Origin of the sequence: Kribbella sp. NPDC004875 (assembly GCF_042873375.1) — a bacterium.
GTDB lineage: Bacteria > Actinomycetota > Actinomycetes > Propionibacteriales > Kribbellaceae > Kribbella.
Genome location: NZ_JBIALI010000005.1, coordinates 140,218 through 154,758, shown reverse-complemented (window position 1 = coordinate 154,758; position 14,541 = coordinate 140,218). Strand labels below are relative to the sequence as shown.

The window sequence follows — 14,541 nt, the reverse complement described above, 5'->3', positions numbered from 1 at the left end:
CCCGGGTCGTACGCCGACATCCGACCGGAGAATGACCCGTGCCGGACGGCGCCCCCGTACCCTGGCTCGCATGACGGGGATCTTGACCGCGCGGCCGCTGCCTGCCCGGAGCAGGGCGTTCGACCTGTTCCTCGCCGGCGGGCTGTGTATGACGTTCGGGTTCCTGTCGCTCGCCCAGGCACACTTCGGCGGCCTTCTCGCGTTCGGCATGCTGGTTCCGCTGATCTGGCGCCGCACACACCCCGAGCTGGTCTTCTTCGGCGTCTGCTCGGTCGCGCTCCTGCAATGGCTGGCCGACGTCGAGCTGCAGTTGGGCAACGTCGGCCTGCTGGTCGCGCTCTACGCGATCTCCGTGTACGGCGACGTCCGCCTGAGCCGGATCGCCCTCGGGATCGGCGGTCTCGGCGTCCTGATGGCGACGTCGAGGTATTGGGCGAACTCGGACTGGAAGCAGCAGGTCACGATGATGGTCGCGCTCGGCGCGGTCGTCTTCGGCGTGTGGGCGTTCGGCGAGCGCCGCCGTACCCGCGGTCTGTACGTCGCTCAGCTCGAGGAGCGAGCCGCCCAACTCGAGCGGGACCGCGACCGTGAGGCGAAGTTGGCCGTCAGCAACGAGCGGACCCGGATCGCCCGCGAGATCCACGACGTGGTCGCGCACGGTCTGTCGATCATGATCGTCCAGGCCGACGGTGGACTGTACGCCGCCGACCAGTCCCCCGAGGCGGCGAAGAAGGCGCTGGCGACGATCGGCGACACCGGGCGCGCCTCGCTCAGCGAGATGCGCAAGATGCTCGGCCTGCTGAAACAGGACGAGCAGAACGAACTGGACCCGAACCAGCCCCGCCCGCAGCCCGGCGTCTCGTCGCTGCCGGAGCTGATCGAGAACGTCCGGGAAGCCGGGCTGACGGTCGGCTACGACGTGACCGGCGAGCCCCGCGATCTGCCGGCACTGCTCGGTCTCACGGCGTACCGGATCGTGCAGGAGGGGCTGACGAACACCCTGAAACACGCCGGGCCGGGAGCGCGCACCTCCGTCGCCTTGGACTTCGGTCGCGAGATGCTGACCGTGGTGGTCACCGACGACGGTCGCGGCGCCGGCGTCGCGCCCAGCTCGGACCCGGGTCACGGCCTGGTCGGGATGCGGCAGCGCGCCTCGGTCTCGGGCGGTACGGTGAGCGCCGGACCGAAGGCGGGCGGCGGTTACGAGGTGATCGCCAAGCTGCCGTACAACCTGCCGACTGGAGAGTGATGGACGACGTGATCCGGGTGTTCCTGGTGGACGATCAGGAACTGGTACGAGCGGGATTCACGATGCTGGTCGACTCCCAGGCGGACATGCGCGTCGTCGGGCAGGCGGGTGACGGTGGCGAGGCGGTCGAGAAGATCCAGGTCACCGCGTGCGACGTCGTACTGATGGACGTCCGGATGCCGCGGCTGGACGGCGTCCAGGCCACCCAGCAGCTGCAGTCGTTGCCACAGGCCCCCAAGGTGATCGTGCTGACCACCTTCGACCTGGACGAGTACGCCTTCGCCGCGATCAAGGCCGGCGCGGCCGGCTTCCTGCTCAAGAACACCCCGCCCGCGGACCTGCTGAACGCGATCCGCCAGGTGTACTCCGGTGACGCGGTCGTCTCCCCGAGTACGACGAAGCGGCTGCTGGAGCACTTCGCCGGCGCCCTGCCCGACACGCAGACCGAACGGCCGGACCTGGCCGAGTTGACCGCCCGCGAGCGTGAGGTGCTGATCGAGGTCGCCCGCGGCCTGTCGAACACCGAGATCGCCAAGCTCTTCACGTTGTCCGAGGCAACGGTGAAGACGCACATCGGCCGCATCCTCGCCAAGACCGGCCTGCGGGACCGGGTCGCCCTCGTCGTCCTGGGCTACGAGACCGGGCTGGTCCGGCCGACGAAGTAGGACCCGGACGATGTAAGACCCAGGGGCCGACGTACTACCCAGGTAGGACGTGGAGTCCCCACTCTGGTCCGACGTACGCGGGCCTCGTGATCACTAACTTTTGGTTCACCATCGGGTTTGAACCAAGGAGTGACATGAGTTTGCAGACCGGGCAGCTTGCGGCCGGGCGGGTGCCGCAGGACGGCCAGCCGCGGACCGCGATCCGGGCGCACGAGCTGCGCAAGGTGTACGGACAGGGCGACACCGCGGTCGCCGCGCTCGACGGCGTCTCGGTCGACTTCGGCGTCGGCCGGTTCACCGCGATCATGGGCCCGTCCGGGTCCGGCAAGTCGACCCTGATGCACTGCCTGGCCGGGCTGGACACCCCGACCGGCGGCCAGGTGCTGCTCGGCGAGACCGAGCTGACCCAGCTGCCGGACGCGGAACTGACCAAGATCCGCCGGGACCGGATCGGGTTCGTGTTCCAGTCGTTCAACCTGCTGCCGATGCTGACCGCGAAGGACAACATCCTGCTCCCGCTCGAGCTCGGGAACCGCAAGCCCGACCAGCAGTGGCTCGGCACGCTGATCGACGTACTCGGGTTGCAGGACCGGCTGACGCACCGGCCGTCGGAGCTGTCCGGTGGTCAGCAGCAGCGGGTCGCGGTCGCACGTGCCCTGGTCGGCCGGCCGGAGGTCGTGTTCGCCGACGAGCCGACCGGCAACCTGGACTCGCGGTCCGGGGCCGAGGTGCTCGGCTTCCTGCGCCGCTCGGTGCGCGAGTTCGGCCAGACCGTGGTGATGGTGACCCACGATCCGCTGGCCGCGTCGTACGCCGACCGTGTGGTGATGCTCGCCGACGGCAAGCTGGCCGGTGAGCTGCAGCAGCCGACCCCGGAGAGCGTCCTCGACGCGCTGCGCCGGCTGGGGGCCTGACGTGCGACGCTCCATCCTCTCCTCGCTGCGCGCCCACCTGGGCCGCCTGATCGCCGCCTGCCTGGCGATCGTCCTCGGGGTCGGCTTCGGGTCGCTCGCGATGATCGTGCACGCGTCCGCGTCACACGGCGTCGACGAGACGATCGGCGCGCAGTACAAGGGGGTCGACGCGGTCGTCGCCACCGGCAACGCGACGATCTCGCCGGACGACATCGCGAAGGCGCAGAAGATTCCGCAGGCCGCCTCGGTCGTCACGCTGACCACGGCGTTCCTGCAGGCGTCGTACCCCGGTCTCGTCCGCCCGACGTCGCTCCCGATCGACGCGCTCTACGACACCACTCACATCGCCGGTCCCGGGACGTCGTCCGGCCGGTTGCCCACCGCAACCAACGAGATCGCGCTGCCGGCCCGGACCGCCGCCAAACACAAGCTTTCCGTCGGCCAGACGCTGCGGATCAGCTCGTACGACGGCAAGTCCTGGACCGTCACCGTGGTGGGCCTGCTCGACGACTCGAAGAACGTCGGAACCGCCTCCGCGGTCGCGACGCCCGCAGCGCTGAAGATCTTCGAACCGGGCGCGTACACCCGCGCGATCGCGATCGCCGGCAAGCCCGGCGTCACCGAGCAGCAACTCGCCGACGCCGCGCAGGCCGCGGTGTCGAAGGACCTGCGGACCTACACCGGTACGGCGTACATCCAGCACGAGGTGGAGGGCTTCACCCACGGCATCGACGTGCTCGGTGGTGTGTTCGGGATGTTCGCCGTGATCGCGCTGTTCGTCGCCTGCCTGGTGATCGGCAACACGTTCACGATCGTGATCGCGCAGCGCACCCGCGAGATGGCCTTGCTGCGCTGTGTCGGCGCGTCCCGGCGGCAGGTGTTCTCCTCGGTCCTGGCCGAGGCGGCCGTGGTCGGCGCGATCGCGTCGGCGATCGGTGTGGTCTTCGGGGTCGCGCTGTCGGCGCTGTCGCTGGCGTTGTCCCGCGAGTTCGACTGGGGTATCCCGGCCGTCCCGCTGCATCTCGACCTGTCGTCGGTGTTCCTGCCGTTGCTGCTCGGGACGGTCGCCACGCTCGTCGCCGCCGTCGTACCGGCGCGGCGCGCGACCAAGGTGGCCCCGCTGGCCGCGCTGCGCCCCGAGGCCGCCCCGGCGGCCGCGTCGAAGGCCGGCGTACTGCGTCTGATCCTCGGCTTCCTGCTGCTCGCGGGAGGCGGTCTGCTGCTCGCGGCAGGAGCGTCGCAACACCAGGTACTGATCGGTGTCGCGGGTGGCGCGCTCTCGTTCCTCGGGATCCTCGCGATCGGTTCGCTGCTGGTGCCGGCGTTGATCCGCCTGATCGGGGCGCTCCCGGCCCGAGGTGGCGGCGTACCCGCCCGGATCGCCGTCGCGAACGCCGTCCGGAACCCGAAGCGGACGGCGGCCACCACGTCCGCCCTGCTCATCGGGGTCACGCTGATCAGCCTCACCTGCGTCGGGATCGCCTCGGTACGCAAGACGTTCGACGTGTCGATGGACGGGCAATACCCGGTCGACCTGATGGTGACGGCCTACAACGAGAAGATGCCGGCCGGCGCGGAGCAGCAGCTGCGCGACATCAAGGGCATCACGCAGGTCGTCCCGATCAGCAAGGTGACGGTGAAGGCCGGCGGCCAGGAGCTCCCGGTCACCGGCATCGACCAGGCCGCGGCCGGCTCCGTGATCCACAACCCGGAGCTGGTCAACCAGCTCGTGCCGGGTACGGCGTTGCTCGACTACCCGACGATGAACCTGCTGAAGGCCGAGAACGGTACGCCGCTGACGATCGTGTCGGGACAGCACAAGCTCACGGTGAAGGCGCAGCTGGCGACCGGGCTCGACCCGATCACCGTGGCCTCGACCGATCTGGCGAAGCTGGCACCGAACGCGCCGGTGACCGGGTACTGGCTGGCGTCGGATCCGAAGGCGAACGGCTCGCAGGTGATCGAATCCGTCCAGCAGTCGATCCCGACCGTGAAGGACCTCGGCGTCGAGGGTGGTCTGGCCGAGCGGACCAGCTACACGAAGATCTTCGACGTCCTGCTGATCGTCGGGATCGGTCTGCTCGGGGTCTCGGTGCTGATCGCGCTGGTCGGCGTCGGGAACACGCTCAGTCTGTCGGTGCTGGAACGGACGCGGGAGAACGCCCTGCTCCGGGCGATGGGGCTGTCGCGCCGTCAGCTCCGCCGGATGCTCGCGGTGGAATCGTTGCTGATGGCACTCGTCGCGGCCGGTCTCGGGATCGTACTCGGCCTGATCTACGGCTGGACCGGGACGAGTGCGCTGATGGGCGGCCAGACCGTCGACGGTGGCGTCGAGTACGCCGTACCCGGAACGCTGCTGATCGCGATCGCCGCCGTCGCAGCGGTCGCGGGTCTGCTCGCCTCGGTACTGCCCGCTCGTCGGGCAGCGAAGGTCGCCCCGGCCGGCGCGTTGGCCACCGAGTAGAAGCCGGCGGCTCGCCCGGCTCGAGGGGGCCGGGCGAGCCGCTTCAGACGATCTCGATCCGGTTCCCGTGGCCGTCGGCGGTGTGGAACCGCCGGCGGCCCGGGATCGTCTCGTTGTCCCACTTCACCGGGAACCCCAGGCTCTCCAGCTTGGACGCCAGCGCATCCAGATCCTCGACAGCCAACGCCGGATGGGCCTTCTTCGCGGGCGTGAACCCCTCCTCCACTCCCACATGGATCTCCGCCGCGCCGGCCTTGAACCAGCACCCGCCACGCGCCTTCAGCAACTCCGGCTTCGCCACCTCGGTCATCCCGAGCGCGTCCCGGTAGAACGCCCGCGCCACGTCCTCGCCGCCCGGCGGGCACGACACCTGCACGTGATCCAGTCGCATCGTCAGCCCTTCTGCTGCGCGATCTTTTGGGCAACGGCGAAGATCCGGCGGAACGGCAGCACCGTCCCGTAGTCCTTCTGCGGGTACGCCTCCGCGAGCCGAGCGCCGTACTCCGCCTCGAATCGCGGCCGCAGGTCGTCGGGCAGCGACTGCAGCACCGGCCGTGCGCCGGTCCCCTTCACCCATTCCAGTACGGCGTTGTCACCCGACAGCAGGTGGAAGTACGTCGTCTCCCACGCGTCGACCACGCACCCCTCGGCACTCAGCGCGTCGACGTACTCCGCCGGCCCCGGTACGTCGGGACGCAGCGACGCGTCCTTCGCGTACTCGGCGTACGGCTCGGTGCCGGCGAGTTCGCGCAGGATCGCGTGCGACGGGGCGTTGCCGTTGCCGGGGATCTGGATCGCCAGCCAGCCGCCCGGCCGCAGCGCGCGCACGAACCCGGGCAAAAGGTCGAGCTGTTCCGGGACCCACTGCAGCGTCGCGTTGGTGACGATCACGTCCAGCGAGCCCGGCTCGGGCGCCCACTCGCGCACATCGCCGAGCTCGAAGCTCAGGTGGTCGTCGGCGTACTCCGCGGCGGCCTCGAGCATCTGCGGTGAGCTGTCGATCCCGCGGATCGCGGCCTCCGGCCAGACCTCGCGCAGCGTCGCGGTGAGCGCACCGGGACCGCACCCGAGGTCGACGACGGTCTGCACGTGGTCCGCGTGGACGCGGTCGACCAGGTCGCGGAACGGGCGGGCGCGCTCGTCGGCGTACGTGCCGTACTGCACTGGACTCCACACCGGTGACGTGCGCATCGGTCAGCACCTTTCTCGCAATTTATCTTGACGTCGAGATACTCTGCTGCACCAGGTGTCTTGATGTCAAGAGTCTTGATGGGTACCCTCGACTGCATGGAGGACGAGGTCGACCGGCTGATCGAGGCCTGGCGCCGCGAGCGCCCCGATCTCGACGTGGCGCCGATGGAGGTGCTGTCCCGGGTCAGCCGGCTCGCGCGGCACCTGGATCGCGCGCGCAGTCAGGCGTTCGACGCACACGGCCTGGAATCGTGGGAGTTCGACGTCCTCGCCGCCCTCCGCCGCGCGGGTACGCCGTACCAACTCTCCCCCGGCAAGCTGCTCAAGGAAACCCTGGTCACGTCCGGCACGATGACGAACCGGGTCGACCGGCTGACCGCCCGCGGCCTCGTCGAGCGTCTCCCCGACCCGAGCGACCGCCGCGGCGTGCTGGTGCAGCTGACCACCGCCGGCCGGGACAAGGTCGATGCGGCGATGGCCGACCTGCTCACCCACGAGCGCGCCCTGCTCGGCGGCCTCAGCGACCGCGACCAGCAGAAGATCGCCCGGGTACTGCGTGAGCTCGTCCGGCCGTTCGACCTGGAAAAGCACTAGAAAACAGTCGGTTTGTCGCCGTCGGCAGATTCTTTCCGGCGCCGGCAAACGCACGACGGAATTGTGTCGGAATAATCCGAAAAGACGACCCGTCACTTCCCCCCGGTCCCAATCGTTGCTAGTTGCAACGAGATCGTGAGACTGCTGTAGCCGACGACTATCGACACTGGTGAGGGCCACGACTAGGGTCATCACCGTCGGTGGCCAATCGACTACAAAACGTCAGAACAACGTCAGAACACGGTGACTTCGGCGGCAAGAGGTGGTCCGCCGAAAGCGGTCGACGGTGTCCGGGGCTCGGGGCCCGAACAACGCCGGCCGGCACGGGGCCCGCTCACCCACGAGCTCGGCGCACCCCTCCGAATCACAGGGGATCGGAGGGTGCGCCGCGGCTCACGCCCCTCCCAAGCCCCCCCGCCCCCGCCCAACGCCCTCTCGCCCCGCCCCCGCCCTCGCAACGCTCCCCGCCCCACGCCCCCGCCCCCCGCGCCTTTCATGGGTTCACCCCTCAATTGCCCCCTTCGCCCCGCGCATACGCCTGTGGAACGGCGCATCTGAAGGGTTAACCCCTCAAATGGTCAGCGAGGGGAGTCGGCTACTCGGCGCGTTCCGCCGCCTCGAACCAGGCGGTCTCCAGCTCGCCGCGCTCGTCGGCGAGCTTGCGCAGTTCGGCGTCCAGCTCGGCCAGCCGCGCGTAGTCGCTCGCGCTGGCGGCCAGCTGGTCGTGCAGTTTCGCCTCGGTCTCGGTGAGTTTGCTGAGCTGCCGCTCGATCCGGTTCAGCTCCTTCTTCGCCGCCCGGGCCACTGCCGCGTCAGCCGTCGGACGTTCAACGACCTGGCCATTTCCGGCGGCCGTCAAATCACTGGACATCCCGGCCGCCGGTGTCGACGCATTTGCCGCCGCCCGCCGCGGAATTCCGGCCTCGAGTTCCTCGAGATACTGATCGACGCCACGCGGGAGATGCCGCACCCGGCCGTCACCCATGATCGCGTAAACCATGTCGCTGACCCGCTCCAGGAAGTACCGGTCGTGGGTCACGGTGACGACCACGCCCGGCCAGCTGTCGAGGAAATCCTCCAGTACGGTCAGCGTCTCGACGTCCAGGTCGTTGGTCGGCTCGTCGAGGATCAGCACGTTCGGCTCGTCGAGCAGGATCCGCAGCAGCTGCAACCGCCGCCGCTCACCACCCGACAGGTCGGAGATCCGCGTCGTCAGCTTGTCGCCGGTGAACCCGAACCGCTCCAGCAGTTGCGAGGAGGTCAGCTCACCGCCCCGTCCCGCGAGGGCCGCCGTACGACGGATCGCGGTGATGTGATCGAGCACCGTGACCGTGCCGTCGATCTCGTCGAGGGTCTGGGACAGGTTTGCGATCCGGACGGTCTTCCCCTGCTTCACCAGGCCGCGGTCCGGCGCGAGCTGACCGGTGAGGACCTTGAGGAACGTGGTCTTGCCGGCGCCGTTCGGGCCGAGCAGGCCGATCCGGTCCGCGGGGCCGAGGCGGAACGTGACGTGGTCGAGCATCTTCCGCTCGCCGAAGCTCAGGCTGACGTCCTCGACGTCGAACACGTCCTTGCCGAGCCGCGAGGTCGCGAGCTGGGACAGCGCGAGCTTGTCCCGCGGCGGCGGCTCGTTCTCGATCAGGGCGTTCGCGGCGTCGATCCGGAACTTCGGCTTGCTGGTCCGGGCCGGAGCGCCGCGACGCAGCCAGGCGAGCTCCTTCTTGAGCAGGTTCTGCCGCTTGGTCTCGGTGACCTGCGCGGACCGCGAGCGCTCGGCCTTGGCGAGTACATACGCGGCGTACCCGCCGTCGTATGACGAGACCTGGCCGCCCTGCACCTCCCAGGTCTCCGTGCAGACCGCGTCCAGGAACCAGCGGTCGTGGGTGACCACGATCAAAGCGCCGGCACGGTCGACCACGTGGTCAGCGAGCCAGCTGACCGCCTCGATGTCGAGGTGGTTGGTGGGCTCGTCGAGGATCAGCAGGTCGACCTCGGTGAGCAGCAGCCTGGCGAGTGACGCCCGCCGGCGTTCACCACCGCTCAGGCTGCCGACCAGCGCCTGATGGTCGACTTCACCGAGCAAGTGCTCCATCACCGACCGTGCCCGCGGGTCGGCCGCCCACGTGTAGGTCTCGACATCGCCGAGCACCGCGTGCAGCACGGTCTGCCCTGGGTCGAGGTCGTCGCTCTGCCCGAGGTACCCGAGCCGCAGGTCGCGGTTGTGTGTGATCCGGCCGCTGTCGGGCTCCGCACGGCGCGCCAGGAGCTGCAGGAGCGTCGACTTGCCGTCGCCGTTGCGCCCGACCACGCCGACGCGCTCACCACGGCCTACGCCGAGGGAGACGGAGTCGAGCAGGGTACGGGTCCCGAAGCCCTTCGAAACAGCTTCCAGATTGACCAAGTTAGGTGCCGCCATAACGCGCCCAAGGGTAGCCGACCGCGACAGCCGTGCCAGGATCGTCCAGGTGCTGACTACTGCCTGGGTCGAAGGCCTGTCCTTGGGCGACGCCGTTTCGGCGGATCCGCTCGAGGGTGGGTACGCGAGCAAGACCTTCCGCGTGCGTACGACGCTGGGTCGGTCGGTGGTCGTGAAGACGCAGGACGACCTGCCGCCCGACCTGTACGCGCTGGAGGCGGAGGGCCTCGACGCGCTCCGAGTGGCCGGCGGATTCGCCGTACCCGAGGTGCTGCGGGTGGCGCCGACGTTCATCGTGCTGTCCGACCTGGGTACGGCGGAGGCGTCGCCGACGTACTGGGAGGACGCCGGGCGGGCTCTGGCCCTGCAGCACCGGCAGACCGCGGACCAGTTCGGGTACCACCACGACAACTACCTGGGGATCCTGCCGCAGCGGAACCCGTGGACGAGCGACGGGCACGCGTTCTTCGCCGAGCACCGGCTGCTCCGTTATCTCGAGGTCCCGAACTGTCACAACCAGCTCCCCGAGGTGGATCGCCGGCGCCTCGAACGCGTCGCGGGCCGCCTGGCCGACCTGGTCCCCGCCCAGCCGCCGTCCCTCCTGCACGGCGATCTCTGGCACGGCAACCTGCTGCCCGGGCCCTCGGGCAACCCCGGCATGATCGACCCGGCCGTCCACTACGGCTGGCCCGAAGCCGACCTCGCCACCCTGCTCATCTACGGGCACCTCGCCGAGGAGTTCTTCACCGCTTACGAGGAGTTCCACCCGCTGGAGCCCGGCTGGCGCGACCGTCTCCCGCTCCTCCACCTGCGAGAGCTCCTCTCGATCACCGCCCACACCCCCGACGTCACCGACACGGTCGAGGAGATCCACACCATCCTCGAACGCTTCGACTAGAAAGCGGACCGCCACCACTCACCAACCCCCAATCGCACCGGCCTGCCAGGCGGCGGGCGTGGGCGAAGACGTCGGTTGATGAGTGGTGCATGTCCGCCTCCTACGCCTGGTTGAGGTGCAGGAGGTACTGCTTCTCGTTCAGCGGGTTGCCGTCCGTCCGCGCCCGGGTCGGTGCGGGACCGGCGACGGGCGTGTAGCTGTGGAAGCTGGTCGCGAGCATCCCCTCGCCCCGCGTGAGAGGCGGGAGGTGGGACTCGAAGGCGTGCGTGGTGGCGGCCGGGACGGTGCCTTCGAGGTGGGCCTGCGTCGGCGTGAGCGTGGTCTCCAGGACGACGCCGCGGCACTCGGCGACGTGCGCCATGATCCGCGAGACGGTGTCGGACGGGACGTCCAGCTCGAAGTGGTTCACGGGCTCGAGGACCGTCGTACCGGCTTGCTGGATCGCCTGCGTCAGGATCAGCGGGACGAGCCGGCGGAAGTCGGCGGCGGTGGTGGCGACACTCGAGTACGCCGTATGCGTGAGCGCGACGTGGAGGTCCGGGATCTCCCAGCCGTACAGCCCTTGGTGCAGCGTCTGGCGGACCGTCTCCTCGATCGCGGTGTGGAAGGCCCGCGGCATCCCGCCGAGCTCGACCTCCAGCTCGTATTCGATGCCCTCGGCAACCGGTGACACCCGGAAGCCGACGCCGGCCGGCCACAGGTTCTCCGGCGCCCCCATGTCGCGCATCGCCGCGCCCGTCCCGTTGAGCCGTTCGACATGGATCGGTGTCGTCTCGCTGAAGCTGACGTCGACGCCGTACTCCGTCGCCAGCAGCGAGGCGATCACCTCCTTCTGTACCTCGCCGTACAGGCTCACGGTGATGTCGTCGGCCTTGCGGACCCTGATCAGCGGGTCCTGCTCGGCGAGTTGGGTCAGCCCCTGGAACAGCTTCACCCGGTCCCGCGCCCTCACCACGGTCTCGAGCGTCGGCGGCGCGAACAGCTGCCCGACCCGCTTGCTGCGGACCCCGAGCTGGTCGCCGATCCGGACGCTCTTCAGCCCGCGCAGCGCCACGATCTGCCCGGCTTCGGCCCGGTCGACCGCCTCCCGGCCGCCGTCGGAGAACACCTCGATCCCGGTCGGTCGCGCCAGGTACTCCGTCCCGTCGACCGGCTGCACCGGAACCGGCGTACGCGCAGGCAGCATGCCGGTGACGATCCGCGCCGACGCGATCTTCTGCCCCGCGGCGCCGCGCTCGACCTTGAACACCCGCGCCGACAGTTCCTCCGCGGGCGATCCGGTTGCTCGCGGCAACCAGGTTCGGATGCCGTCGATCAGTTCCGGTACGCCGGTCCCGATCAGCGCCGAGCCGAAGTACACCGGGTGCACCGACGCCGCCGCGACCTGCCGCGCGAGCTCGTCGGCGGGATCGACGTCGGCGTCGTCGAGGTACCGCTCCAGGAAGTCATCGTTGCCTTCGGCAAGCAGCTCGGCGAGCACCTGGTTGCGCACTGGCAGCGGGACGTAGCGCGCGGAGCGCTGCCCGAGGTCCGTCACGGTCCCCATCGGTACGGCGGCCGGGGTCAGCAACCGCCGGATGTCCGCCAGTAGGTCGTCGTACCGGGCGCCGACCCGGTCGATCTTGTTTACGAACAGCAGCGTCGGGATCCGCAGCCGATCGAGGGTACGCATCAGCAGCCGCGTCTGCGGCTGCACGCCCTCGACGGCCGACAGCACCAGCACCGCACCGTCCAGCACGGATAGCGCGCGTTCGACCTCGGCGATGAAGTCCGAGTGCCCGGGCGTGTCGATCAGGTTGACCGGCAGGTCACCGAGGGCGAAGGCGACCACGGCGGAGCGGATCGTGATGCCGCGCTTGCGCTCCAGATCCATCGAGTCGGTCTGGGTGTTCCCGTCGTCGACCCGGCCGACCCGGTCGATGACGCCGGCGGCGTACAGCAGCCGCTCGGTCAGGCTGGTCTTACCGGCGTCGACATGCGCAACAATGCCCATCGTCAGAGAGTTCAAGAGTCCTCGCGAATGCGTCGAAACGATCAGTACCGATGAGGTAGATCGATGCGCGGCGCATCCCGGTCTCCTGTCTGTCGATGCGGATCCCCGGACCGTAGCACCGGCCGCGGCCGGTGGACGAGCGATTTTCTAGCGGCTGACGATTGCCGGCAGGATGCGGGCGCCGGGGACCGGGCCCTCGGCCTGGCGCACCATCCGGCAGAGGCCGGACTCCGCGAGCTCCACGGCCAGGTCCACCGCGCTGCGGCTGTCGGCGGCCAGGAACAGGCAGGTCGGGCCGGATCCGGAGATCTGCGCCGCCAGCGCGCCCTGGTCGAGGCCGAACTGCAGCGTGTCGGCCAGCTCCGGGCGCAACGACAGCGCCGCGGCCTGCAGGTCGTTGCTGAGCGCAACCGCGAGCGCCCCCGGCTGACCGGACAGCAACGCCGACATCAGCTCCGGACGGACCTGCGGTGGCTCGACGCGGCGGAGCGGCCGCAGCCGGTCCAGCTCGCCGTACACCTCCGGTGTCGACAGGCCACCCTCGGCGATCGCGAACACCCAGTGGAAGGTCCCTCGGGACATCACCTCGGTGACCTGCTCACCCCGCCCCTGCCCGAGCGCGGTGTGTCCGACCAGGCAGAACGGTACGTCGCTGCCGAGCTCCCCCGCGTGATGCTGCAGCTCGGTCTGCGTCAACTGCAGCCCCCACAGCCGGTTGCAGGCCACCAGGGTCGCCGCCGCGTCGGTCGAGCCGCCGGCCATCCCGCCGGCCACCGGAATCGTCTTCCGGATCGTCAGGTCGACACCCTCGTCGACGTCGTACTCCGCCTGCAGCAGGCGGGCCGCCCGCACCGCGAGATTGGTCTCGTCGGTCGGGACGTCGTCCGCGAAGTCCCCCAAGATCTCGACCGAGACCTCGCCGTCGTCGTCCCGCACCGCGGCGGTGACGTCGTCGTACAGGGCAACGGCCTGGTACACCGTGGCGACGGGATGGAACCCGTCCGGGCGCGGCGGACCGACCGACAGACCGAGATTGATCTTGGCCGGCGCCCGCACCGTGACCTCAACAGAAGGTGGCACGTCGCACAGGCTAGGGCATGTCGCGGTTTTCCGCGCCGTCGCGAGCAGGTACTCGGCGGAGTGCCTCGCGGTGCTGGGGCGGAGGTCGCGATGCTCTAGCATCGTGTCCTCCGTCACAGTGCCGCGAGGTGCCCGCCGAGTGCCGCACAGTAGGCGCGGAAGACCGCGACATGCCCTAGGTGCCTTACACAGTCCTGGCTGCACCCGCGAGCGCGGCGAACTCTGTGATCCCGAGCATTTCGCCCCGCAACCGCGGGTCGATGCCGGTCGCGCGGAACACCTCGTCGAGCCGCTCGCGGTCCGGCATCCAGCGGGCGAGCGCGGAACGGATCGTTTTCCGGCGCTGCGAGAACGCGGCCTCGATCACCGCGAACACCTCCTCGCGGGTGGCCGGCGTCGCCGGCGGGTCCCGGCGCTCGAAGGCGACCAGCCCGGAGTCCACATTCGGTGCCGGCCAGAACACGTTCCGGCCGATCGGGCCGGCCCGGCGTACGTCGGCGTACCAGGCGGCCTTCGCGGACGGTACGCCGTACGTGCGCGACCCCGGCGGGGCGGCGAGCCGGTCCGCGACCTCGGACTGCACCATCACGAGTCCGTGCCGTAGCGAGTCCGACACCTGGAGCAGGTGCAGCAGGACCGGTACGGCGACGTTGTAGGGCAGGTTGGCGACGCAGGCGGTCGGTTCGCCGATCTCGGCCGGTCCGACCTCCATCGCGTCGGCCTCGACGACCGTCAGGTCCTTCGCCTGCTCCGGCGCGTACGTCGCGATCGTCGACGGCAGCGCCCGCGCGAGCAGCGGGTCGATCTCGACCGCGGTGACCCGGTGCCCGTCCGCGAGCAGCGCCAGCGTCAGCGACCCGAGCCCGGGCCCGATCTCCAGCACCGTCTCACCGGCCGTCAGCCCGGCGGCCCTGACGATCCGGCGGACCGTGTTCGGGTCGATGACGAAGTTCTGCCCACGCTGCTTGGTCGGGCGGACCCCGAGAGCAGCGGCCAGCGAACGCACATCAGCCGGACCGAGCAGTCTCGGTCCGGCTGATGTCGATGAATCAGACGAGGTCACCTCGTCAGTGTTTC

The 14,541-nt window shown here is 69.8% G+C and carries 12 protein-coding genes; 6 read left to right on the top strand and 6 right to left on the bottom strand.

Annotation, left to right across the window (positions count from 1 at the left end):
- The first annotated feature begins 70 nt into the window (after positions 1 to 70).
- From ACFYRH_RS27190 to ACFYRH_RS27175, 4 genes are all read left to right on the top strand, one after another.
- Complete coding sequence (locus ACFYRH_RS27190) at positions 71 to 1,249, top strand: sensor histidine kinase (protein ID WP_387781120.1); 1,179 nt, start codon at positions 71 to 73, stop codon at positions 1,247 to 1,249.
- Positions 1,249 to 1,914, top strand: a complete 666-nt coding sequence (locus ACFYRH_RS27185) for a response regulator transcription factor (protein WP_387781117.1) — start codon at positions 1,249 to 1,251, stop codon at positions 1,912 to 1,914. Before ACFYRH_RS27190 ends, ACFYRH_RS27185 begins: the two co-directional genes overlap by 1 nt.
- A 134-nt stretch (positions 1,915 to 2,048) precedes the next feature.
- A complete protein-coding gene (locus ACFYRH_RS27180) occupies positions 2,049 to 2,828 on the top strand; it encodes an ABC transporter ATP-binding protein (protein ID WP_387781114.1) in 780 nt (259 codons plus the stop codon).
- Between the two features lies 1 nt (position 2,829).
- Positions 2,830 to 5,292: an ABC transporter permease gene (locus tag ACFYRH_RS27175; RefSeq protein ID WP_387781111.1), complete on the top strand. Its 2,463-nt coding sequence runs from the start codon at positions 2,830 to 2,832 to the stop codon at positions 5,290 to 5,292.
- A gap of 43 nt (positions 5,293 to 5,335) precedes the next feature.
- Here the strand turns inward: ACFYRH_RS27175 and ACFYRH_RS27170 are convergent, their stop codons facing one another.
- Both ACFYRH_RS27170 and ACFYRH_RS27165 read right to left on the bottom strand, forming a co-directional pair.
- Positions 5,336 to 5,683, bottom strand: coding sequence for a VOC family protein (locus ACFYRH_RS27170; protein WP_387781108.1), 348 nt, complete (start codon positions 5,681 to 5,683; stop codon positions 5,336 to 5,338).
- 2 nt (positions 5,684 to 5,685) lie between these two features.
- Positions 5,686 to 6,483 carry a methyltransferase domain-containing protein gene (locus tag ACFYRH_RS27165; RefSeq protein ID WP_387781105.1) on the bottom strand — a complete coding sequence of 266 codons (798 nt, stop codon included), beginning with the start codon at positions 6,481 to 6,483 and terminating at the stop codon, positions 5,686 to 5,688.
- A 96-nt stretch (positions 6,484 to 6,579) separates the two neighbouring features.
- Here ACFYRH_RS27165 and ACFYRH_RS27160 point away from each other — a divergent pair, with 96 nt between their 5' ends.
- The gene (locus ACFYRH_RS27160; RefSeq protein WP_387782534.1) at positions 6,580 to 7,077 is read left to right on the top strand and encodes a MarR family winged helix-turn-helix transcriptional regulator; all 498 of its coding nucleotides are present in this window, start codon (positions 6,580 to 6,582) and stop codon (positions 7,075 to 7,077) included.
- 595 nt (positions 7,078 to 7,672) lie between these two features.
- Here the strand turns inward: ACFYRH_RS27160 and ACFYRH_RS27155 are convergent.
- Positions 7,673 to 9,493 (bottom strand): ABC-F family ATP-binding cassette domain-containing protein, encoded by a 1,821-nt coding sequence (locus tag ACFYRH_RS27155; RefSeq protein WP_387781103.1) that lies wholly within the window; start codon positions 9,491 to 9,493, stop codon positions 7,673 to 7,675.
- Between the two features lie 49 nt (positions 9,494 to 9,542).
- Here ACFYRH_RS27155 and ACFYRH_RS27150 point away from each other — a divergent pair, with 49 nt between their 5' ends.
- A complete protein-coding gene (locus ACFYRH_RS27150; RefSeq protein WP_387781100.1) occupies positions 9,543 to 10,391 on the top strand; it encodes a fructosamine kinase family protein in 849 nt (282 codons plus the stop codon).
- A 100-nt stretch (positions 10,392 to 10,491) separates the two neighbouring features.
- Here the strand turns inward: ACFYRH_RS27150 and ACFYRH_RS27145 are convergent, their stop codons facing one another.
- From ACFYRH_RS27145 to rsmA, 3 genes are all read right to left on the bottom strand, one after another.
- The gene (locus ACFYRH_RS27145; RefSeq protein WP_387781097.1) at positions 10,492 to 12,384 is read right to left on the bottom strand and encodes a GTP-binding protein; all 1,893 of its coding nucleotides are present in this window, start codon (positions 12,382 to 12,384) and stop codon (positions 10,492 to 10,494) included.
- 147 nt (positions 12,385 to 12,531) lie between these two features.
- Positions 12,532 to 13,464, bottom strand: a complete 933-nt coding sequence (locus tag ACFYRH_RS27140; RefSeq protein ID WP_387781094.1) for a 4-(cytidine 5'-diphospho)-2-C-methyl-D-erythritol kinase — start codon at positions 13,462 to 13,464, stop codon at positions 12,532 to 12,534.
- A 184-nt stretch (positions 13,465 to 13,648) separates the two neighbouring features.
- Positions 13,649 to 14,527, bottom strand: a complete 879-nt coding sequence (gene rsmA, locus ACFYRH_RS27135; protein ID WP_387781091.1) for a 16S rRNA (adenine(1518)-N(6)/adenine(1519)-N(6))-dimethyltransferase RsmA — start codon at positions 14,525 to 14,527, stop codon at positions 13,649 to 13,651.
- Positions 14,528 to 14,541 lie beyond the last annotated feature (14 nt).

Bases quoted from the DNA above. Each gene is read 5' to 3' on its own strand.
- ACFYRH_RS27190 (WP_387781120.1), top strand. From the start codon at position 71: ATGACGGGGATCTTGACCGCGCGGCCGCTGCCTGCCCGGAGCAGGGCG.
- ACFYRH_RS27185 (WP_387781117.1), top strand. From the start codon at position 1,249: ATGGACGACGTGATCCGGGTGTTCCTGGTGGACGATCAGGAACTGGTA.
- ACFYRH_RS27180 (WP_387781114.1), top strand. From the start codon at position 2,049: ATGAGTTTGCAGACCGGGCAGCTTGCGGCCGGGCGGGTGCCGCAGGAC.
- ACFYRH_RS27170 (WP_387781108.1), bottom strand. From the start codon at position 5,683: ATGCGACTGGATCACGTGCAGGTGTCGTGCCCGCCGGGCGGCGAGGAC.
- ACFYRH_RS27165 (WP_387781105.1), bottom strand. From the start codon at position 6,483: ATGCGCACGTCACCGGTGTGGAGTCCAGTGCAGTACGGCACGTACGCC.
- ACFYRH_RS27160 (WP_387782534.1), top strand. From the start codon at position 6,580: ATGGAGGACGAGGTCGACCGGCTGATCGAGGCCTGGCGCCGCGAGCGC.
- ACFYRH_RS27155 (WP_387781103.1), bottom strand. From the start codon at position 9,493: ATGGCGGCACCTAACTTGGTCAATCTGGAAGCTGTTTCGAAGGGCTTC.
- ACFYRH_RS27145 (WP_387781097.1), bottom strand. From the start codon at position 12,384: ATGGGCATTGTTGCGCATGTCGACGCCGGTAAGACCAGCCTGACCGAG.